This is a genomic window from Streptomyces sp. NPDC059002 (assembly GCF_042740435.1).
In the GTDB taxonomy this organism is placed as follows: domain Bacteria; phylum Actinomycetota; class Actinomycetes; order Streptomycetales; family Streptomycetaceae; genus Streptomyces.
The window spans coordinates 156,869-176,992 of record NZ_JBHYJI010000002.1 but is presented as its reverse complement, the minus strand read 5'-3'; the positions used below and the strand labels follow the sequence as shown (position 1 = coordinate 176,992).

At 73.1% G+C, this 20,124-nt stretch carries 18 protein-coding genes; 9 read left to right on the top strand and 9 right to left on the bottom strand.

Features of this window, described 5'->3' with window-relative positions; translation table 11 throughout:
- Positions 1 to 129 precede the first annotated feature (129 nt).
- Complete coding sequence (locus ACFWZ2_RS02740) at positions 130 to 384, top strand: hypothetical protein (protein WP_384540768.1); 255 nt, start codon at positions 130 to 132, stop codon at positions 382 to 384.
- On the opposite strand, the gene ACFWZ2_RS02735 is transcribed toward ACFWZ2_RS02740, so the two are convergent.
- The 3 genes from ACFWZ2_RS02735 to ACFWZ2_RS02725 form a co-directional block, all read right to left on the bottom strand.
- Positions 381 to 1,400, bottom strand: coding sequence for a glutathione S-transferase family protein (locus ACFWZ2_RS02735; RefSeq protein ID WP_384540765.1), 1,020 nt, complete (start codon positions 1,398 to 1,400; stop codon positions 381 to 383). The two genes, ACFWZ2_RS02740 and ACFWZ2_RS02735, sit on opposite strands and share 4 nt — an antisense overlap.
- A complete protein-coding gene (locus ACFWZ2_RS02730; protein ID WP_384540763.1) occupies positions 1,397 to 1,696 on the bottom strand; it encodes a hypothetical protein in 300 nt (99 codons plus the stop codon). Before ACFWZ2_RS02730 ends, ACFWZ2_RS02735 begins: the two co-directional genes overlap by 4 nt.
- Positions 1,697 to 1,784: 88 nt before the next feature.
- Positions 1,785 to 3,275 carry a cytochrome P450 gene (locus tag ACFWZ2_RS02725; protein ID WP_384540761.1) on the bottom strand — a complete coding sequence of 497 codons (1,491 nt, stop codon included), beginning with the start codon at positions 3,273 to 3,275 and terminating at the stop codon, positions 1,785 to 1,787.
- Positions 3,276 to 3,383: 108 nt separating this feature from the next.
- Between ACFWZ2_RS02725 and ACFWZ2_RS02720 the strand changes: the two genes are divergently transcribed.
- Positions 3,384 to 3,992 carry a TetR/AcrR family transcriptional regulator gene (locus ACFWZ2_RS02720; RefSeq protein ID WP_384540758.1) on the top strand — a complete coding sequence of 203 codons (609 nt, stop codon included), beginning with the start codon at positions 3,384 to 3,386 and terminating at the stop codon, positions 3,990 to 3,992.
- Here the strand turns inward: ACFWZ2_RS02720 and ACFWZ2_RS02715 are convergent.
- Both ACFWZ2_RS02715 and ACFWZ2_RS02710 read right to left on the bottom strand, forming a co-directional pair.
- Entirely contained in the window at positions 3,982 to 4,617 is a 636-nt protein-coding gene (locus tag ACFWZ2_RS02715) for an HAD family hydrolase (RefSeq protein ID WP_384540755.1), read from the bottom strand. The two genes, ACFWZ2_RS02720 and ACFWZ2_RS02715, sit on opposite strands and share 11 nt — an antisense overlap.
- Positions 4,618 to 4,628: 11 nt before the next feature.
- On the bottom strand, positions 4,629 to 5,387 hold the full coding sequence (locus ACFWZ2_RS02710) for a DeoR/GlpR family DNA-binding transcription regulator (protein ID WP_384540754.1): 759 nt from the start codon (positions 5,385 to 5,387) through the stop codon (positions 4,629 to 4,631).
- Positions 5,388 to 5,615: 228 nt separating this feature from the next.
- On the opposite strand from ACFWZ2_RS02710, the gene ACFWZ2_RS02705 reads away from it, so the two are divergent.
- Positions 5,616 to 6,737, top strand: coding sequence for an MFS transporter (locus tag ACFWZ2_RS02705; RefSeq protein ID WP_384541254.1), 1,122 nt, complete (start codon positions 5,616 to 5,618; stop codon positions 6,735 to 6,737).
- Here ACFWZ2_RS02705 and ACFWZ2_RS02700 read toward each other — a convergent pair.
- Entirely contained in the window at positions 6,715 to 7,449 is a 735-nt protein-coding gene (locus ACFWZ2_RS02700) for a class I SAM-dependent methyltransferase (protein ID WP_384540752.1), read from the bottom strand. The two genes, ACFWZ2_RS02705 and ACFWZ2_RS02700, sit on opposite strands and share 23 nt — an antisense overlap.
- A gap of 47 nt (positions 7,450 to 7,496) precedes the next feature.
- The gene (locus ACFWZ2_RS02695; RefSeq protein ID WP_384540750.1) at positions 7,497 to 7,715 is read right to left on the bottom strand and encodes a DUF5999 family protein; all 219 of its coding nucleotides are present in this window, start codon (positions 7,713 to 7,715) and stop codon (positions 7,497 to 7,499) included.
- A gap of 153 nt (positions 7,716 to 7,868) precedes the next feature.
- On the opposite strand from ACFWZ2_RS02695, the gene murJ reads away from it, so the two are divergent.
- The gene (gene murJ, locus ACFWZ2_RS02690) at positions 7,869 to 9,470 is read left to right on the top strand and encodes a murein biosynthesis integral membrane protein MurJ (protein ID WP_384540748.1); all 1,602 of its coding nucleotides are present in this window, start codon (positions 7,869 to 7,871) and stop codon (positions 9,468 to 9,470) included.
- Positions 9,471 to 9,542: 72 nt separating this feature from the next.
- A complete protein-coding gene (locus tag ACFWZ2_RS02685; protein ID WP_384540745.1) occupies positions 9,543 to 10,871 on the top strand; it encodes an ROK family protein in 1,329 nt (442 codons plus the stop codon).
- Between the two features lie 60 nt (positions 10,872 to 10,931).
- On the opposite strand, the gene ACFWZ2_RS02680 is transcribed toward ACFWZ2_RS02685, so the two are convergent.
- Positions 10,932 to 13,094, bottom strand: coding sequence for an ATP-binding protein (locus ACFWZ2_RS02680; RefSeq protein ID WP_384540743.1), 2,163 nt, complete (start codon positions 13,092 to 13,094; stop codon positions 10,932 to 10,934).
- Positions 13,095 to 13,512: 418 nt separating this feature from the next.
- On the opposite strand from ACFWZ2_RS02680, the gene ACFWZ2_RS02675 reads away from it, so the two are divergent.
- The 3 genes from ACFWZ2_RS02675 (at position 13,513) to ACFWZ2_RS02665 (ending at position 17,724) form a co-directional block, all read left to right on the top strand.
- The gene (locus ACFWZ2_RS02675; protein WP_384541250.1) at positions 13,513 to 15,306 is read left to right on the top strand and encodes an ABC transporter ATP-binding protein; all 1,794 of its coding nucleotides are present in this window, start codon (positions 13,513 to 13,515) and stop codon (positions 15,304 to 15,306) included.
- 179 nt (positions 15,307 to 15,485) lie between these two features.
- Complete coding sequence (locus ACFWZ2_RS02670) at positions 15,486 to 16,298, top strand: maleylpyruvate isomerase N-terminal domain-containing protein (RefSeq protein ID WP_384540741.1); 813 nt, start codon at positions 15,486 to 15,488, stop codon at positions 16,296 to 16,298.
- Positions 16,299 to 16,500: 202 nt separating this feature from the next.
- Entirely contained in the window at positions 16,501 to 17,724 is a 1,224-nt protein-coding gene (locus ACFWZ2_RS02665) for a serine hydrolase domain-containing protein (RefSeq protein WP_384540739.1), read from the top strand.
- A 63-nt stretch (positions 17,725 to 17,787) separates the two neighbouring features.
- Here ACFWZ2_RS02665 and ACFWZ2_RS02660 read toward each other — a convergent pair whose 3' ends face one another.
- Positions 17,788 to 18,396, bottom strand: a complete 609-nt coding sequence (locus ACFWZ2_RS02660) for an NADPH-dependent FMN reductase (RefSeq protein ID WP_384540737.1) — start codon at positions 18,394 to 18,396, stop codon at positions 17,788 to 17,790.
- A 184-nt stretch (positions 18,397 to 18,580) separates the two neighbouring features.
- Here ACFWZ2_RS02660 and ACFWZ2_RS02655 point away from each other — a divergent pair, with 184 nt between their 5' ends.
- Entirely contained in the window at positions 18,581 to 20,014 is a 1,434-nt protein-coding gene (locus ACFWZ2_RS02655) for an MFS transporter (protein ID WP_384540734.1), read from the top strand.
- The last annotated feature ends 110 nt before the right edge of the window (positions 20,015 to 20,124 follow it).

The following is a 20,124-nucleotide window of genomic DNA, read 5'->3' as shown; positions in this document are numbered from 1 at the left end:
GCGTACGCCGATCCCGTCGTGCGGCCATGCGGCCGTGCGGCGCGCCCGCCTCCTGCGGGCCGCGCGGGAGTAGCCCGAGCGGCCGACTGGCGAGGCGGCACCCTCGGATGCCGTGGAAGAGTTCCAGGCATGACCGAAAGCGCGTACCTGTACATGGCGAACCCCCGGATCACGGTCCTCGGCGTTCAGCCCGGCAGCCCGCCGTTCCGCATCGTGGAGATCGACGGGGAGGTGGTCGGCAAGGCGAAGACCGTCACGGACGTCCTGGACGCGGCAGTCATGGCGGGCATCACCGTGCACGACCTGGACGACCCGGACTCCGTGCGGTGGGTGGGCGGCGACAAGTTCACCTGGCAGCTGGGCCAGGGGGCGGACAGGCCCTAGGGAGCCGGCACCTCCTCGCCCGCGGGCACCGGCCCCGGTGGTGTGCCGTCGCCGAACGGGCGGCCGCCGAGGTGTTCCCGGTGATGAGGTGTCAGCCAGCCGGTCAGGTCGGGGCCGAGCGGCACGATCCGGGTCGGGTTGATGCCCGAGTGCACCTGGTAGTAGTGCCGCTTGATGTGGTCGAAGTCGATGGTGTCGCCGAAGCCGGGGGTCTGGAACAGGTCCCTGGCGTACGCCCAGAGCACCGGGTCCTCCGTGAGCTTCCAGCGGTTGCACTTGAAGTGGCCGTGGTAGACGGCGTCGAACCGCACCAGGGTGCTGAACAGCCGGATGTCCGCCTCGGTGATCGTGTCCCCGACGAGATAGCGACGGCCCGCGAGGCGCTCCGAGGTCAGTTCGAGACGGTGGAACACGTCCCGGCACGCGGCGTCGTACACGCTCTGCTCCGGTGCGAAACCGGCGCGGTACACGCCGTTGTTCACGTCGCGGTAGATGCCCTCCATGACCGTGTCGATCTCGTCGCGCAGCGGCTCGGGGTACAGGTCGGGCGCGCCCTCGCGGTGCAGTGCCGTCCACTCGGTGGCGAGGTCGAGGGTGATCTGCTGGAAGTCGTTGGTGACCAGCTTGCCGCTCGGCACGTCCACGATCGCGGGCACGCTGACACCGCCCGGATAGCCGCTCTCGCGCGCTTCGTACGCCTCGCTCAGGAAGCGGATGCCGAGGACGGGGTCGCGGTCGTCGGGATCGAGCGTGAACCGCCAGCTCCGGTCGTCCTGGAGGGGATCGGTGACGGCCAGCGAGAGGGCGCTCTCCAGGCCGAGCAGCCGCCGGGCGACGAGCGCACGGCCCGCCCAGGGGCAGGCCCGGCTCACCACGAGGCGGTAGCGGCCCGCCTCGACCGGCCAGCCGTCCCGCCCGTCGGCGGTGATGCGGTCCGCGAAGTGGCTCTTGGAGCGCTTGAACTCCTTGTGGCCGTACGAGTCGTTGCCCTCCGGCTCGGCGGTCCGCGCGCTCATGACGCACTGCCCTCGCGCGCACAGGACCGGGTCGCGGGGGATGGCTCGACGCGGGGCAGGGCGACGGCTCGCGGGGGCGGCGCGAGGTCGTAGATCCGGTCGATGAGCACCGCCTCGTTCCCCGCGAGGCCCGCGCGGCGCAGTGCGTCGTCGGCCTCCGCGATCGGCCCCGCGAGCAGCGAGGCGGCCGCGGCGGGGGAGACCGCTCCGGGGTCGGACAGCGTGGCGCGCGCGGTGTGCAGCAGGCGCAAGCACGCCTGGGCGGCGAGCAGTTCCTCGGACGTCGTGCCGGTCATGTCGAGTGACTCCTCTGCGCTGGGTGGCACGGACGGCATCGCACCGATGCCACCTCCACTCTCGCGCACGGGTCTGACAATGGCGCCCCTACGCGGCCCGGGCGCGGCGTCCGAGCCGCAGCGTGAGGCCGTCCGGCATGAGCGTGAGGCGTTCGGCGACCCGCAGCCGGTACCCGGGATCGGCGTGCAGGTCGTAGCGGCGGAGCAGCAGACCGAGCACCAAGGTGGCCTCGTGCAGCGCGAACTGGCGGCCGATGCAGGCCCGCGCGCCGGTGCCGAACGGCTTGAAGACGTGCGCGGGCCTGGCCCGTACCGCCGAGGGGGCGAACCGGTCGGGGTCGAACTCCGCCGCGTTCTCGCCCCATGCCTCGGGATCGCGGTGCAGCATCGTCGCGAGGACCAGCGCCCACGCGCCCCTGCGCATCGGGTGGACGCCGCCGAGCGTGGTGTCCTCGCGGGCCTCGCGCGCGAAGCCCGGCGCGGTCGGCCACAGCCGCAGGGATTCGTCGAGCACCCGGCGTACGTAACGGAGTTTGGCCACCTGTTCGTAGGCGGGCTCCTCGTCGGCGCCCCAGATCTCGTCGACCTCGGCCCGCGCGCGGGCGAGCACGTCGGGGTGCCGCGACAAGTAGTGCAGCGCGAACGACAGCGCGCCGGACGTCGTTTCGTGCCCGGCGACCAGGAACGTGATGACCTGGCGGCGGATGTTCTCGGCGGAGAGCCGCTCCCCGGTGTCGGGGTGGGCGACCTCCAGCATCCGGTCCAGCAGGTCGCCCTGACCGCCGCCGGTGCCCGCGGCGGCGCGGCGGGCCGCGACCACCTCGTCGACGGTGCGGTTGAGGTAGGCCATGTCGGCTTCGTTGCGCCGGTCGGCGCCGCGCAGCAGGAGCGGGCCGAGCAGCGGCGGCACCACGTTGCGGCGCTGGGCGAAGGAGAGCGTGCCGACCATGGCCGTCACGAAGGGGTGCGGCGTGGCCCGCTCGAAGGAGCCGAAGTCATGGCCGAAACCGGTGCGGGCGATCGTCTCCAGCGTCAGTTTCGTCATGTCGCCGGGCACGTCCACGGCGTCGCCCGCCGCCTCCCGCTCGTCCCACCGGGCGGTCAACTGTCGTGCGACGTCCAGCATCAGCGGGTGGTAGCCCGCCATCGCGTCCCTGCTGAACCCGGGGGCGAGGATGTCGTGCGCCAGTTGCCAGTTGGGCTCGTGGTTGTACGCGGTGAAGAGCCCGTCGCCCGCGACGGGGCGCAGGTTGGCGACGCCGAGGCCCACGTGCTTGGCGAACCGTGACTCGTCGGCGATGTCGGCGGCGAGCGCGGTCCCCCACACGAAGACGAACTCCTTGCCGAAGGCCTTCCGCCGGAAGATCGGCCCCAGCTGCTCGGCTATCCGCATCGAATCCTGCAGCGGGGTGCGGAGGTTGACACCCAGGACGTCGCCGAGCAGCGGCAGACGGCGCGGCGGGTGCGGGATGCGGTGCAGTGCGGGCCAGCCGTGCTCCGCGCTGCGGAAACCCTTGGCGAGTCCGGTCGGGCCGGTGGGGCCCGCGTTCCCCGTCGCGGGCCGCGTCGTCTGCGCCATGTGCCCATCTCCCTTGTCCGACGGGCCCGTTGGGCCTGTTGTACGTGGATTCAATAGGAGCTTCCAGTCTGGTCCCGTTGTTGAATTCGAGTCAAGTAAGGTGCCTGCATGGCCGCGGAACCGCAGCAGCGCACGCGTCGCAGACTGAGCACCGAGGAGCGCCGTGAGCAGCTTCTTTCGGTGGGATCACGGCTGTTCGCACAGAAGCCGTACGACGATGTGTGGATCGAGTCGGTCGCGGAGATCGCCGGGGTGTCGCGCGGTCTCCTGTACCACTACTTCCCGACCAAAAGGGACTTCTTCGCCGCGGTCGTGCAGCGGGAGAGCGAGCGGATGCTGCGCCTGACGGCGGCCGTGCCCGGGGTGCCGGTGCGGGAGCAGATCACCACAGGACTCGACACGTTCCTCGGCTACGTGGAGACCCACGCGCACGGCTTCCGCGCCTTCCACCGGGCCGAGGCGGCGGGCGATCCGCTGGTGCGCGAGGCCTACCGCGAGGGGCTCGCCGCACAGGAGCGGCAGATCCTCGCGGCCCTCGCCGCGGACCCGGGCGCGGGCGGGACCACCCAGGATCCGCCCGCGCTCCGGCTCGCCGTACGGGGCTGGCTCGCCTTCATGGTGGCGGTCTGCCTGGAGTGGCTGGAGGAGCCGGGCCTGACGCGGGAACAGGTGCGCGACCTGTGCGCGAAGGCCCTGCTCGGCGCGATCACACGCTGAGGCCGATGGCTTCCCTCAGGCGCGCGGGGGAGGTGAAGAGATGCCCGCGCATGCCGACCGCCTCGGCGGCCCGGATGTTCTCCTCGCGGTCGTCTACGAAGAGGACGCTTTCCGGCGCCGCGTCCAGGGCGTCGAGGCACCAGAGGTAGGCGCCAGGCTCGGGCTTGGCGTGCCCGATGCGGCAGGAGAAGGCGCGCACCCTGAAGTGCTTCAGCCAGAAATGCCGCTCTTCGTAGTGGGCGGTCAGCTCCTCGGGGATGTTGGACAGCAGCGCGATCGGCCTGCCCGCCGCCGCGAGTTCCGCGATCAGCGCGACCATGGTGTCGTCGACGGCGCTCCAACTGGCGATGTCGGCCTCGACGAGCCGCGCGATCCGCTCCTCGTCGAAACGGGTGCCGAGCGCGTCGGCCACGCTCCGCCAGTACGCGGGGCCGGTCACGTCCCCGCGGTCGTACGGCTGGCGCACCCCCCAATAGGCGTCCCAGAAGGCGGCTTCGGGCGCACCCGCGACCCGGGCCAGACGGTCCTTGCCGTCCTGGGACTGGTGGCGCGCGATGACGCCGAACATGTCGAAGAGCAGCGTGTGCGCGGTGCCGGTCGTGGTGTCGGTGCCGGTGGTGTTCATGGGGGTTCGGGTCAGACCTTTCGTACGGTGACGCCTGCCGTGGCCAGTGCGTCGGTCTCCGCGTCGCCCGCCGTGCCGTCCGTGACGACGGCGTGCAGGGCGGCGGCGGGTGCGACGAAGGCCAGGGCGGTACGGGAGAGCTTGGTGGCCTCCGCGACGGCGATGACCCGCCGGGCCGAGCCGATCGCGGCGCGTTTGACGGCGGCGTCGTCCAGGTCGTAGGCGGTCAGGCCGTCCGTGGCGGTGAGCCCGCAGCAGCCGATGACGGCGGTGTCGAAGCGCAGGGCCGCCAGTGACGCCGCGGTCAGCGGCCCCGTCAGCGCCAGTTCGCCGGGACGCGGCCGGCCCCCGGGCACGAGCAGGGTCACCTGCGGCGCCCCGGTCAGCGCGTTCACCGCGTGCAGGGACAGCGGCATGACGGTCAGCCGGCGGTGCGCGAGGGCGCGGGCCACCTCCAGGCAGGTCGTGCCGCTGTCGACGACGACGGACTCGCCGTCGGCGATCAGCCCGGCCACCTCGGCGGCGATGCGGCGCTTGGTCTCGATGCCGTCCTGTTCCCGCAGGGCGAAGGGCGGTTCCTCGCCGCGCAGCAGCAGGCTGCGTGCGCCGCCGCGATAGCGCTCCAGGACGCCCTGGTCGGCGAGCGTCTCCAGGTCGCGCCGGATGGTCATCTCCGAGGCGCCGGTGAGTCCGGCGAGCTCCGCGACGCCGATCCGGCCCGCCTCGCGCACCGCGTCGGTGATCTGTCGAAGTCGATCTGTGCTGGCCACCCTCACATCAAACATCAAGGATGTTCGGAAATCAAACTTCCGAACATTGACTCTGTTCGTTATGTTCGATCGGGTAGTCGGGTGGAGAGAGCGGAGAACGACGTGAAGAGCAGCGACGTGGTGACCGGCAAGGCGGGGAGCGGCGCCCTGGAGACAGGCGCCACACGGCGGACACTGCGGGCCGGGCGGCGGGCCACCTTCGCCTGCTTCGCCCTGAACGGCTTCCTCATGGGGGCGTGGATCGTCCACATCCCCGCCGTCGAGGACCGCGCCGGGATCAGTCACGCCGTGCTCGGCTGGCTCCTGCTGCTGCTCGGTGCGGGCGCCTTCGTGGGCATGCAGATCGTCGGCCCGCTCACGGACCGCGTCGGCGCCCGCACCGTCGTACCGGTGAGCGCCGCGCTGTGCAGCGCCGCCCTGGTGCTGCCGGGGCTCGCCACGAACGTCTGGGCGCTCGGGGCGGCGCTCCTGGTGCTCGGCTTCGGCAACGGCTGCCTGGACGTCAGCATGAACGCCCACGCCGTCCAGGTCGAACACGGCTACCGACGGCCCGTCATGTCCGCCTTCCACGCCACGTTCTCCATCGGCGGAGTCCTCGCGGCGCTCGTCGGCGCCCGCACGCTCAGCTGGGGCCTGAGCCCGGCGGCGACCCTCGGCGCGATCGCCGTGGCGGGGCTCGTGGCCGCGGCGGCCGCCGCCCCCGCGCTGCTCCACGCCGAACGCGCACCGGACGTACGCAAAGCGGAGGTCGCCACTCGGACCGGACGCCGAACTCCCCGCAGGATCTGGCTCCTTGCCGCTCTCGCCCTGATGCTGATGCTCTGCGAGGGAGTCGCCAACGACTGGAGCGTGCTGCAACTGCGCGACGTCCTCGACGCACCCGCCGCCACCGCCGCCCTTGCCTACGGGGCGTTCGCCACGGCGATGACGGTCGGCCGGCTGCTCGCCGACCGGGTGGCCGCCCGCCTCGGCCCGGTGGCGATCCTCCGGTACGGCGCGGGCGTGGCCGCGCTCGGCCTGACGGCGGCGGCGCTGTCCCCGTGGATACCCCTGGCGCTGATCGGCTGGACCGTGTTCGGCGCGGGCCTCTCCGGGTGCATACCTCAACTCTTCAGCGCCGCGGGCCACGCCGACCGGGACGCGGCGGGCGCCAATGTCTCGCGCGTCGCGGGGCTCGGCTACCTCGGCATGCTCGCGGGACCCGCCGTCATCGGACCGCTGACCCACTTCATGCCGCTCAACCTGACGTTCTTCCTGCCCGTGGCGTTCTGCGTGGTCGCCGCCTGCACGGCCGGTGTCCTGCGTCCCCGCCCGGCGCCGAGCGACGCTACTCGCGCCGTGCGATCGTGACGATCTCGCGGCTCCCGGCGGTGACGGGGCCGCCCTCCCAGTCCCCGTACTGGGCCTCGACGGCGAGTCCGGCCCCGGCGAGGAAGTCCCCCAGCGTCCGCGCGTCCAGGAAGCGCAGGGTCGCGCGGTCGACCCGCAGGACGCCGCCGTCGGGGGTGCCGACGGATTCGGTGAACGTCACCAGGTCCCCGGCCGCTTCCTCGACCTCGTGCCACACCCGCACGGTCCTGCCCGCCGCGTCCGTGAGCTCCCGCGCCCCCGACGGATTCCACTGCTCCCAGGCGCGGGCCCGCGGATTGCGGGTCTCGAAGGCGAAGCGGCCGCCGTCGCGCAGCGCGGCCCGCACGGCGGCGAGCGAAGCGCGGAGCTCGTCGTCGCCGACCAGGAACTGGAACGCGTGGCTCGCCATCGTCACCAGGTCGAACTCCCGGTCCCAGGAGGCATCCGAGGCCACCCCTTGCACCCACTCGACGTCCGTCGTACGCCGCCGGGCCGCGTCCAGCGACGCGCCGGACGGGTCGAGCCCGACGAGCCGCCCGGAGTGCCCGCACGCGCGCGCGTGATGGAGCATGGCGCCCGTGCCGCAGCCCACGTCCAGAACGGCGTCGGCCTTCATCACGAGCCCGTCGTAGAACGCGTCGCTGGGCGCGCGCGTCCCGTCCCACGGGTTGAGGAGGTCGTAGAGGGCTGCGGTGTCGGCGTCCGAGTACATCGGGGCAGTATGCGGGAGCGGCTGACGGGGGCCGAGCGGATTTCCGCTCAGGCCGCCATCGCGAGGGCCGTCGGGCGGCGCCCGCCCGGCGGCGTGCGCAGCGGGGGCAGGACCCGCCCGTCCGGGAGGAGTTCGCCGGTGTCGTCGAAGACGATCGTGCCGTTGCACAGCAGGCTCCAGCCCTGTTCGGGGTGGGCGGTCACGACGGCGGCGGCATCGCGGTCGGAGCTGTCGGCGCCCGGGCAGAGCGGCTGGTGGGAACACATGACGCACCTTCTTCCGATATCCGTTCCTGGTACGAGTAATGACTCCGCGGAGGCCGCGAAGTCATCGCTGCCACGTCGCTCACGTCGAACGCCCGCCGCCCGGCGATCCGCGTCGTCGCCACCGCCCCGGAGCCGCGTGCAAAGATCAAGTGCATGGCAACCCTCGCGCGTTCCTCGCTCCTGATGGCCTTCGGCACCGTGGTGTCCCGTGCCACGGGCCTGATCCGGCAGGTGCTCCAGGGCGCCGCCCTCGGGACCGGCCTCCTGGCCAGTACGTACAACACCGCCAACACCGTTCCCACCAGCCTCTACACACTGCTGATAGGCGGCGCCCTGAACGCCGTCCTGGTGCCCCAACTCGTGCGCGCCAGAGCGACCGACCCGGACGGCGGCAGGGCGTTCGAGCAGCGCCTTGTCACCCTCGTCGTCTGCGTCCTCGGCGTCGGCACGGCCCTCGCGGTGTGGGCGGCCCCGCAGATAGTCGGCCTCTACATGCGGGACACCCCCGCGAACCACGAGGCGTTCCAACTGACCGTGGTCTTCGCCCGGTTCCTGCTGCCGCAGATCTTCTTCTACGGACTCTTCGGCATCCTCGGCCAAGTCCTCAACGCCCGCGAGAAGTTCGGCGCGATGATGTGGACCCCGGTCCTGAACAACGTGGTGCTCGTCGCGATGTTCGGCGCCTATCTGGGCCTGATGACCGTGCCCGACAGCGTGAACGACATCACCCCGGCCCAGGTCGGGCTGCTCGGCGTCGGCACCACCGTGGGCATCGCCCTGCAGGCCCTCGCGCTCGTGCCGTTCGTGCGCGCGGCGGGGCTGCGCCTGCGGCCCCGGTTCGACTGGCGCGGCACGGGACTCGGCAAGAGCGTGCGGGCCGCCCGCTGGACGCTGCTCCTCGTCCTCGCCAACCAGGTCGCGCTGACCGTCGTCACGAACTACGCCATGGCCGCCGACCAGCGCCTGCCGCACGCGGGCGCCGGGTACACGGCCTACACGTACGCGCAGACGATCTGGCTGCTGCCGCAGTCCATCGTCACCGTCTCCCTGGTGACCGCGCTGCTGCCCCGGATGAGCAAGGCCGCGGCAGACGGACGCACCGCCGATCTGCGCGGCGAACTCTCCCGCGCGCTGCGCGTCACCGGCACCGTGATCGTGCCCGCCGGATTCTTCTTCCTCGCCTTCGGGCCGCAGACCGCCGAACTGCTCTTCGCCCACGGCGCGTCCGACGCCACCGCCACCGAACCCCTCGGCCACATGCTCCAGGCGTTCGGCCTCGGTCTGATCCCGTTCTCCGCGCAGTACCTGCTGCTGCGCGGCTTCTACGCCTACGAGGACACCCGCACCCCGTTCTGGATGGCGGTCTGGGTGGCCGGCGTCAACATGGCCCTGGCCACCGCCTGCCACCTGCTGCTGCCCGCACGCTGGGCGGTCACCGGCATGGCCGCCGCCTACACCCTCTCGTACGCCGTCGGCCTGCTGCTCACCGCACGGCTGCTGCGCCGACGGCTCGGCGGCTACCTGGACGGGCGCCGACTCACCCGCACCTACGGCAAGTTGATCGTCGCGTCCGCCCTCGCCGGAGCGCTCGGCCTGGCCGCCGCCCGCGCCGGGGCCGAGGCGTCGCCGACCGGCACGACGGCGACGGCCCTGGCCCTTGCCGCGGGCGCCGTGACGATGGTGCTCGGCTATCTCGCCCTCGCGCGCCTGCTGCGGATCGCGGAGCTGCGGATGCTGCCCGGCCTGCGCCGCTGACGCCGCGCGGCGATCTGTCGGTCCGTGCCGGTGCGGCGGGCGCGGGTATGTTGCAGACCGGAGAGGAGCCACATGGCCGAGCGGAGCAGTCGAACGGTGCGCGACCTGCGCGTGGCCAACCGCGCCACGGTGCTGCAACGCCTGTACTTCGGCGGGCCGATGAGCCGCCAGGCGCTCGGCCCCGCCACCGGACTCAGCGCGGGATCCGTGAGCAACGTCGTCGCCGAACTCGCCGCGGAGGGCCTCCTGGAGGAGGCGGGCGTCGTCGAGTCCGACGGCGGCCGCCCCCGCACGCTCCTGCGGGTCGCCCCGTCCAGCGGCCGCCTGATCGGCGTCGACGTGGGGGAAACGCGGGTGCGCGTGGAGGTGTTCGACCTGGCGCTCACCGAACTGGCCCGCACGGAAAGGTTGTTGACGGACTCCGGCCACGATGTCGAGCTGATCGTCCGTCACATCAGGGACGGGATCACGGAGGTGCGGGCGGCGGCGGACGGCAGTGATTCTGCGGGCGGCACCGGCGAGCTGATCGGCGTCGGCGTGGGCGTGCCCGGGATCGTCGACCGGGACGCCGCGGGCGACACCGTCGTGCACGGCCAGACCATCGGCTGGGACGCCGTCCCGCTGGAGGCCATGCTGCGCGATGCTGTCGAACTCCCCTCCTGCACCGCCTACTTCGTCGACAACGGTGCGCGGGCGCTCGGCCAGGCGGAGATGTGGTTCGGCGGCGGCCGCGGCGCGCGGGACGCGGCGATCGTCCTGCTGGGCTCGGGCGTGGGCGCGTGCGTGGTCACCGGAGGCGTCATCCACGGAGGCGCGCGCGGCGGCCCCGCGGAGTGGGGGCACCTCACCGTCAGCGTCCGCGGCCGCAGGTGCCGCTGCGGGGCGCGCGGCTGCCTGGAGGCGTACGCGGGCGCCGAGGCGCTGCTGGCACGGTGGCAGGAGGCAGGCGGCCAACTGCCCCCGGGCGCCGACGAGGAGACCGGCGTGGGCGCACTGATCGCCGCCGCGCACCCGCGGGACGGCGGCGCGCCCGACCCGGTCGCGGCGGCCGTGCTCGACGAGACCGCCGAGTACCTCGGCGCGGGCATCTCGGACCTCGTCAACCTCTTCGGCCCCGAACGCGTCCTGGTCGGCGGCTGGGCGGGCCTGCAACTGGGCCCGCTGCTGCCCGCCGTACGGGAGTACGCCGACGCGTACGCCCTGCGCCACCCCGCCGCCCGCGTCACCATCGACCTCGGACAGCTCGGCCCCGACGCCGTCACCGTGGGCGCGGCGACCCTGCCCCTCGCCGACTTCTTCACCCGCGGCGGCCGCCGCCGCACGGCACCGTCCCGCACGGAGTCGGCGACACCGGGCGTGCCCGACTGGCAGACGGTGCTGGAGGGGCGGGGAGCGCGGTGAGCGGATGGGGGCGTGGCGGGCCGAACTCCTCTGCGAGGGCGGGGACATGGCCGTGCGGCGTCAGGCGGGTGGGGGGCCCGTCTCGATGTCCGTGATCAGTTGATGGATGAGTGCGGCGCCGGGTGGTCCGGCCGGGGTGGTGACCCCGGTGATGCCGATCGCCCCGGCCAGGGCCTTGTGGGCCCGGCGCCAGGCGCGGCTGCGGCGGCCGCGGAGATGGTCGACGAAGGCCTGCGCGTACTGCGTCATGGAGCGCGTCCAGAGATCGTGCCGTGGCTGGGGCTCCGCCGACGCGCGGCGGATGCTGCGCCGCGCGTCGCCGGGTCTGACCCGCGCCTGCGCCACGGCGAGCAGGGCCCAGCTGACCGCGACCGGAGGACCGTGCTCCGCGTGCACGGGAATGGTCTCCGCGGCCTCGCGCAGGTGGGCGATGGCCCGCTCCGTCCTGCCCTCCTCCAGAGCGAGCGCCCCGAACACGTGCGACACACGCCCGATCGTGGCGTCGTCGCCCGCCAGCACGGCCACGCGCCAGGCCTGGCCGAGGAGTTCGGCGGCGTCGGGCGCGTCCACGCACACGGCGAGCCAGCCCGCCAGCCACAGCGCCTGACCGCACAGCCGGGTGTCGGCCCGCCCGAGCGGCAGCAGACGCCGCAGCTGCTCGCGCCCCTCGGCGGCGTGCCCGCAGACCGCCCACCAGAACCACAGGTCCACGGCCACGGCGAGCGCCGCCGCCGCGTCGTCGGCGCTGCGGGGATCCCTCGCGAGGGCGGCGCGCAGATTGGTCTCCTCGTCGCGGACGAGCGCGGTGGCCCGTTCGTGCAGGCCCGTGCTCCACAAGTGGTGGGCGCTCGACGCGACATGGCCGTACCAGTACAGATGACGGCTGACCGCGGCGGCCGTCTCGCCCGCCGACTGCAGCCGCTCGGCCCCGAAGCCGCGGACCGCCTCCCCCATGCGGTAGCGCGGCGGCAGCACCCCGCCGGGATCGCGCACCGGTTCGAGGACCGAGGCGAGCACGAGCCGGGCCAGACACACCGGCACCTCCTCCGCGCCGAGCCCGCCGCCCGCGCACACGAACACCGCGGCGTCCTCGTCGAAGTCCCCGATGAAGACACTGAGCCGCGCCCAGGTGGTCCGCTCCGCGGGCCCGCACAGCGCATAGCCCGCCCCCACGGCGGCCCGCAGCGACCGGTGCCTGCGCAACGCCGCGTCCGGCACCCCGAGCCACCCCTGCCCGGCCTCCAGCATCCGTGCGACCTGCCCCAACGAGTACTCCGCCACCTGCGCGGCCGCCAACTCGATGGCCAGGGGCATGCCTTCGAGCCGCCGACAGATACGGAGTGCCAGGTTCAAGTCGTCGGGCGGCGGCTTGCGGTGCGGGTCGTTCCTGGGGTGGTCGTCGGGCGGTGGCTTGTCGTGCGTGGAGTCGGCGTGCCGGGCAGCACCGGTCGGTTCGTCGCGCCCGGCGGGGCCGGGTGGCTTGTGCCCGTGGGGCACGTGACGTACGGGAGGCGCCCCCTCATCTCGTACGGGAGGTGCCGCCTCCCACCCCGCCCGCCCCCGCCGCGCCCGGGCCAGCGCGCCCCGGAGCCGGTGCACCCCGTGCTCACCGCCGCCAGGACGAGCGGCCCGCGCCCGCTCCAGGAACAGCGCGACCGCGGGACCCGGTCCCGCGTCCGTTCCGCCGCCGGGCGGCGCGACGGCAAGCGGGCCGAGGCGCAGCACCGCCTCGTCGCCGAGTCCGAGCGGATGGCGGCCCGCGGCCAGTACCCGTACGCCGGGCGCCCCTTCGAGGAGCGCGCGGACCAGGTGGACGCACTCGACGCGGACCGGATCGAAGTCGTCGAGTACGACAAGGACGCGGCGGGACCGGAGCCGTGCCGCGAGGTCCGCCGCGCCGACGGGCGGTGCCCCGGTGCCCTCGGTCTCCCCGTCGATCGCCTCGGCGACCGCCTGCGCGACCGAACGCCGCCGCGGGGGCCCGCCGTCCCACCACCGCACCCGCACCACGCCGTCCGCCAGCGTTCCGCCCACCGCGGCGGCCGCGTGTTCGGCGAGGAGGCTCTTGCCGACCCCCGCGCCGCCCACCACCGTGACCAGGCGGCGCTGTGCGAGGAGCCGGCGCAGTACGCCCAGTTCCTCGGCCCTTCCGATCAGCCCGCCGGTCCTCGGGCCGGACCGCTCGGGCCGGGCACCACCCACCCCGTTGCCCCGTACTCGCACGCCGCTCCACTCTCTCGCTCGCGTCGTTCACCGCCGCGAGCCTCGCTGCCCGCCCCGTGCCACCCTCTCCGGGCACAGTGCAGAATCGTCACTGCGCCCGTTTCGGCAGACCGTCTAACTCTCCGTCGATATCCGGGGTAGTGAAGCGCCGGGCCGAATCATGCGGGACAGCTAATCGTCGTAACCGTGTACGAGTACCCGGCACGCAACGCCCCCGTGCAAGAAGGCCCCCACGCCAGTCAGGTGGATCACCGCCCAGCGCGTCCTGTCAGACGTGACCGAAGCCCCGCCCTCCGCCAGAGCCACCACCGCCCGATCCGATGACGATGACGATGACAAGGAGAAGGAGAAGGAGAAGGGCAAGGGCAAGGGCAAGGACGACGCCGAAGCCTCCCCGGCCGACGGCGCCTCCGAACGCCTGCCCGCCAAGGAGACCTGGCGCGCCCTGTACCGCCACTTCCGCCCGCACCGCGCGGCCGTGGCCCTGGGCGCCCTCTTCACGCTGATCGGCGCGGCGTCCGGTCTTGCCCAGCCACTGGCCGCCAAGTCGCTCGTGGAGCGGTTCGGCACCGACGAGTCGATCACCGGCGTCCTGCTGCTCCTCACCGGTCTTGTGCTCCTGGGCACCGCGATCGAGGCCGTCGGCGCGTACGTCCTGGAACGCACCGCCGAGTCCGTGGTGCTCGCCGCCCGGCGCACCCTCATCGGGCGGCTGCTGCGGTTGCGCCTCGGGGAGGTGGAGCGGACGCAGCCCGGCGATCTGATGTCCCGGGTCACGTCGGACACGACACTGCTGCGCGCCGTGACCACCCAGTCCGTGGTGTCCGCGGCCTCCGGCGGGCTCACCTTCATCGCGACCATCGTGATGATGGCGCTGATGGACCCGGTCCTGCTCGGCGTCACCCTGGGCGTGATCGTGCTCATCGGCGGCGCGACGGCCCTGGTCATGCCGAAGATCGCGCAGGCGACCCAGCGCGCCCAGGAGGCCGTCGGCACGATATCGACCGCGCTGGAGCGGGCGTTCGGCGCCTTCCGCACCCTCAAGGCGTCCGGCGCCGAGCAGCGCGAGTCGGCCACGGTGCAGCAGGCCGCCCAGGAGGCGTGGCGGCACGGCGTACGGTCGGCGAAGTGGCAGTCGGTGGCGTGGAGTTCGGTCGGCCTCGCCGTGCAGGTGTCGTTCCTCGCCGTGCTCGGCATCGGCGGGGCGCGGGTCGCGTCCGGCGCGATCTCCGTCGCCACGCTGGTGGCCTTCCTGCTCTTCCTCTTCTATCTGATCGACCCGGTCTCGCGCCTGGTCGAGGCGGTCACGCAGTACCAGGTGGGCTCGGCGGCCATCGCGCGCATCGTGCAGGCGGAGCGCTTGCAGACCGAGGAGACCGAGGAGACCGAGGAGACGGAAGGGCCGGCTTCCTCCGGGAAGGGGGCGCAGGAGCCGCTGCGGTCCACGTCGCGGGGTGCCGCATCCGTCACCTTCGAGGACGTCAGCTTCCGCTACCGCGAGGACCTTTCGTACGTCCATCACGGCGTGAGCTTCGACGTGCCGGGCCCCGGCATGACCGCGTTCGTCGGCCCGTCCGGGGCGGGCAAGACCACCGTGTTCGGGCTGATCGAGCGCTTCTACGACGCGTCGGGCGGGCGCGTCCTCGTCGACGGCAAGGACGTGCAGGAGTGGCCGCTCGCCGAACTCCGCGCCGCCATCGGGTACGTGGAGCAGGACGCGCCCGTCCTCGCGGGCACCCTGCGCGAGAACCTGCTCTTCGCGGCGCCCGGCGCCACTGATGCCGAGATGGCGGACGTTCTCGTGCGTGCCCGGCTCGACGGCGTGGTCGAGCGGCTGCCCGAGGGGCTCGAAACGGTCGTCGGCCACCGGGGCTCCAAGCTGTCCGGCGGGGAGCGGCAGCGCGTGGCGATCGCCAGGGCGCTGCTCAGGAAGCCGCGGCTGCTGCTCCTCGACGAGGCGACGTCGCAGCTGGACGCGGTCAACGAACTGGCGCTGCGGGACGTCGTGGCCGAGGTGGCCCGCGACGTGACGGTCCTCGTGGTGGCGCACCGCCTGTCGACGGTGACGCTGGCCGACCGGATCGTGGTGATGGACGCGGGGCGGGTCCGCGCGATGGGCACGCACGCCGAACTGGTGGCGGCGGACCCGTTGTACGGGGAACTCGCGGCGACGCAGTTCCTCGCGACCTCGGCGGGAGCGCCTGCGACATGAGCGCACACGACCCGGGCCACTTGAGCCCTCCGAGCCGCCCGAGCCCCCACCCCGGCTCTCCGAGCCACCACCCGACCCCGCCGTCGGGTCCCGAGCCATACCGGACGCCGGGCCCCGCCGTCCTCAACAGCCCTTGGTTCGTCCCGAGCAGCCTGCAGTCCGTGGTCTATCGTGACGCCATGACGCGTCCGAACTCGAATCCGGTCCACGAACGTTACGCCGCCCGACTCGTCGACCAGACAGCCCTGTTGACCGCCGCGGTGGACGGCGCGGACCGTGCCGCCCCGGTGCCGGGATGCCCCGGCTGGACCCTTGCCCACCTCCTGCGCCACGTCGGCGGCGCGCATCGCTGGGCCGAGACGATCGTGCGGACCCGGGCCACGGAACCCGTACCGGACGAGCAGGTCAACGACGTCACGCCGAAGGAGGACGACGACCTCGGCGCGCTGGCGGACTGGCTCATGGAGGGCGCCGAGCGCTTCGCGGACACGCTGCGCGCCACGGACGAGGACGTGCCGGTGTGGACCGTGGCCCCGGGCGGGACGCCGCGGTTCTGGGCGCGGCGCATGACGTTCGAGACCGTCGTGCACCGCTTCGACGCGACCGCCGCCGTCGGCGCCGCATACGCCCTCGACGCGGACGTCGCCCTCGACGGCCTCGACGAGTGGCTGGAGTTCAGCACGCTGCCGCAGGCGTATGAGTCGCCGGAGGCGCGGCGGGCGCTGATCGGGCCGGGCCGCAGCGTCCACTTCCATGCCACCGATGCCCCCGAGGGCACGGGGGAGTGGCTGATCGACCTCAGCGGTGAGCCGTTCACCTGGAGTCACGCCCACAAGAAGGCGACCGTCGCCGTCCGCGGGCCGCTCGCGGACCTGCTGCTCCTCCTCTACCAGCGCCGCTCGCCGGTCCCTGCCGACGGCATCGAAGTCCTGGGCGACGAGGGCCTGTTCGGCGACTGGGTGACGGGCGCGGGGGCCTGGCTGCGGCGGTGAGGCGCACACCCCCCAAGGGGGGTGGGGTTGTCCATACCCCCTTGTCGGGGGGCTCCGTCATGGCCGTGCAGGGTCCTTCCATGAGGGAATTGATCTTGGAGGGGCCACACCGCACGGCCCGCCCGCCCGACGCCTCAACTCCCGTGCTGTACACGGTGGTTGTGTGCCGTGGGGCGCTCGACGAGCGAGACGAGACAACCACATGGCGCACATACGCAACGACGCCCCCGCCGCCCGCCGCAGGTCCTTCCCGGCGGGCCGCAGAGCCGCCCTCGGCGTGCTGACGGCGGCCACGGTCACGGCGACCCTGGCGATGCCGCTGTCCACCGCCTGGGCGCAGGCGGACGGCGACCGGGCGGCGCGCTCCGGGCGGGCGGCCCTGCAGCGGAATCTCGACGACATCGTCCGCAAGGACGGAGTGGTCGGCGCCCAGGCCGCGTTGGTGGACGGCAAGGACCGCATCTCCGTGCGCAGCGGCACCGCCGAGCGCGGCACGGACCGGCCGGTGCCGCTCGACGGCTCCTTCCGGATGGGCAGCAACACCAAGACGTTCGTCGCCACCGTCGTACTGCAGCTGGTGGCCGAGGGGCGCATGGGACTGGACGACACCGTCGACCACTGGCTGCCCGGAGTGATCGAGGGCAACGGCAACGACGGCAGCCGGATCACCGTGCGGCAGCTGCTGCAGCACACCAGCGGACTGCCCGACTACGCCCCGCACCTGCCCGGCATCTTCGACGAGGAGGGCTTCGAGAAGCACCGCTTCGAGACCCTGCGGCCGCGCCAGCTGGTCGACCTCGCCCTGCAGGACCGGCCCACGTTCGAGCCGGGCAAGGGCTGGAGCTACTCCAACACCGGCTACATCGTCGTAGGGATGATCATCGAGAAGGTGACGGGCAAGAACTGGAGCGAGGAGGTCCGCGACCGGATCATCAAGCCGCTCGGCCTCAAGCACACGTTCTCCGCGCGCGGCCGCTTCGACCTGCCGAAGCCGCACGCCAAGAGCTATATGCAGTTCAAGTCCGGTGGCCCGCTGGTCGAGAGCACCGAGATCAACATGAGCTGGGGCGACTCGGCGGGTGACCTCGTCACCACCTCCAAGGACCTCACGCGCTTCTGGCGGGGGCTGCTCGGCGGCGAGTTGCTCCGGCCCGAGCAGCTGAAGCAGATGAAGTCGACGGTGCCGGCCCCCAGGGAGGGCCACAACCTTCAGGAGCGGGCGGGGCTCGGCATCCTCTGGCGGCCGCTCAGCTGCACAGGCGGCTACTGGGGCCACGGCGGCACCACCCTCGGCCACCTCAACGCCAACGGCTTCACCGGCAAGGGCGAGCGGGGCGTCGTCGTGATGCGCTCCACCAACCTGGCCATGGAGGACCGCGACACCCGCACCGACAAGCTCGTCGACGACGCCTTGTGCCGACGGTAGTGACGGCCAACCCCTCGGCTTGGCTCTGATGAAGGCCGGGCGTCCGTGCGGTGTGACGATCCGTCAGGCGGCGTACGGGCGCGCGGCCTTGCCCTCGCGCAGCGTGTGACCCCACCAGGCGAGCTGGTCGAGCATCGCCTTGGCGGCCGTCAGGGGGATCGTCGGCTCGGTGAGCTCACCGGACTCGTCGAAGCAGTTCCACGCGCCGTGGAAACTGACGCTGTCGCGCACCGTCACCGCGTGCAGTTCGGCGAAGACCTGCCGCAGCTGCTCGACGGCGCGCAGGCCGCCCGCGAGGCCGCCGTAGCTCACGAAACCCACCGGCTTGGCCCGCCACTCCGCGTAGTGCCAGTCGATCGCGGTCTTCAGGGTCGCGGGGAAACTGTGGTTGTACTCGGGCGTGATGATCACGAACGCGTCGGCGGCGTCGATCCGCGGCGTGATGTCGGCGACCTCGGGACCCGGCCGTTCGGAGAGCCCGTCCGGCAGTCGCGCGTCGGCCAGGTCGATCACGTCGACGTCGAGGTCCTCGCGCCGCGCGGTCTGTCGGGTGAACCAGTCGGTGACGGTGGGCGCGAAGCGGCCCTCCCGGGTGCTCGCGACGATGACGGCCACCCTCAGGCGCTCGTCCGTCCGCTGTGCGTCGCTCATGTCCTGTCGTGTGCTGCTCATGGCCTGCCCCCTCGGCACGGTGTGTTCGCTTCCGGCACCGACGACGCTACGGACCCGCACCCCCTGTCCGCCTCTGTCGTACGACCGGGTCGGGGGCCTGCGCTGGGCCTAGGTCGACCGGTGGAGCACACCCCGGTCGTCCGGCAGAGGCGGCCACCCGTGCCCCCTCCGTACCGTCGCCCCCATGACGCACACAGCCGCAACGAAGTCCCCGCTCACGGCAGTTGAGACCCCTCGCTGGGGCCCGGTCGTCGTGATGGCCCTGGCGATGCTGATGGTCTCGCTGGAGATGAGCCTGTCGGCGGTCACCTTGCCGTCCATCGGCCGGGAGCTGGACGTGGGCAGCGGCGCGACGAAGTGGGTGATCCTCGCCTACGCGCTGCCCACCGCGGCCCTCGCCATCCCCGCGGGCCGCTGGGTGGACCACGCCGACCTGCGGACGGTCTTCCGCTGGGCGGTCTCCGCCGTCGGCCTGACCAGCGTCCTCGCGGCCCTCGCCCCCTCCTTCTGGGCGCTGCTGGCCGCCCGCGTCCTGCAGGGCGCCACGGGGGCGATGGTCGTCGCGCTCTACATCCCCATCGTCGCGGCGAGCGTCCCCGCACGGCTGCGCGGCCGCGCCCTCGGATACGTCGCCACGATCATGCCGCTCGGCTCGATGGCCGGATCCTCGCTCGGCGGCTTCATCGCCGACGCCCACGGCTGGCGCCCGGTGTTCCTCGTCAAGATCCCGGTGCTGCTCGTGGTCCTGTGGCTGGGCTCGCGGATGATCCCGCACGGCCACGGCGGCCTCCCGCGGCCCGACCGCACGCTGCTCGCCGACGTGCTCGTGCTCGGCGGCGCGGTGACCGCGCTCCTCGTCGCCTTCGACCGGATCGAGCACGGTTCCCCGTACGCGGCGGTGGCGCTCGCGGTGGCCGCCGCGGTGCTCGCGGTGATCTGGCGGCGGCTGCGCTCCTCGCGCCCGATCGTCGCCCTCGTCAAGCGGCCCGCCTTCGGACTCCCGCTGCTCTCCCTGCAGTTGACGGGCACCTTCGTCGGCCTCTCGCTCTTCCTGCTGCCGTTCTTCGTCGCCGACGTGCTGCACGCGGGCGCCGAGCTGATGGGCCTCGCCATGATCTTCTTCGTGGGCGGCGTCGCCGCGGGCTCGCCGATCAGCGGCCGACTGACGGAACGTCACTCACCGCACCGCATCGCCGCGTTGGGCAGCATCCTCATCCTGACCGGGCTTCTGACCACCCTCACCCTGGACGAACACGCGGGCCTCGCCGACCTGGCCTGGCGGCTCGCGCTCATCGGCATCGGACAGGGCGTGCTCGGCGCCCCCAACAACGCCGCGATGCTCGCCGCGACGCCCGCCGGCATGATCGGCACCGGCGGTGGCGTGGGAGCGACGGTCCGCACCCTCGCGCTGACCGTCGGGCCCGCCGTGGCGTCCCTGGCGTACGGGCTCGGCGGGGGAGGGGCCGCCGGGTTCCGCACCGGCGTCCTCGTCCTGGTGGTGCTCCAGGCCGCCGGACTGCTGGCCCTCGTCGCGGGCGGCGCCGTGGCACGGCGGGCGGACGGGCGGATCGTCGGCGGGCGGCGCGTTCCGGCCGAACCGGGCGCGGTTCGGGCCTGACGCCGGACGGGCCGCCCGGTCTCGTGTACCGGGGCGCACCCCAGGGCAGGTAGCACCGGGACGGCCACGGCAGGACAGGCCACGGCGCGGGAGCATGAGGAGTCGGACAC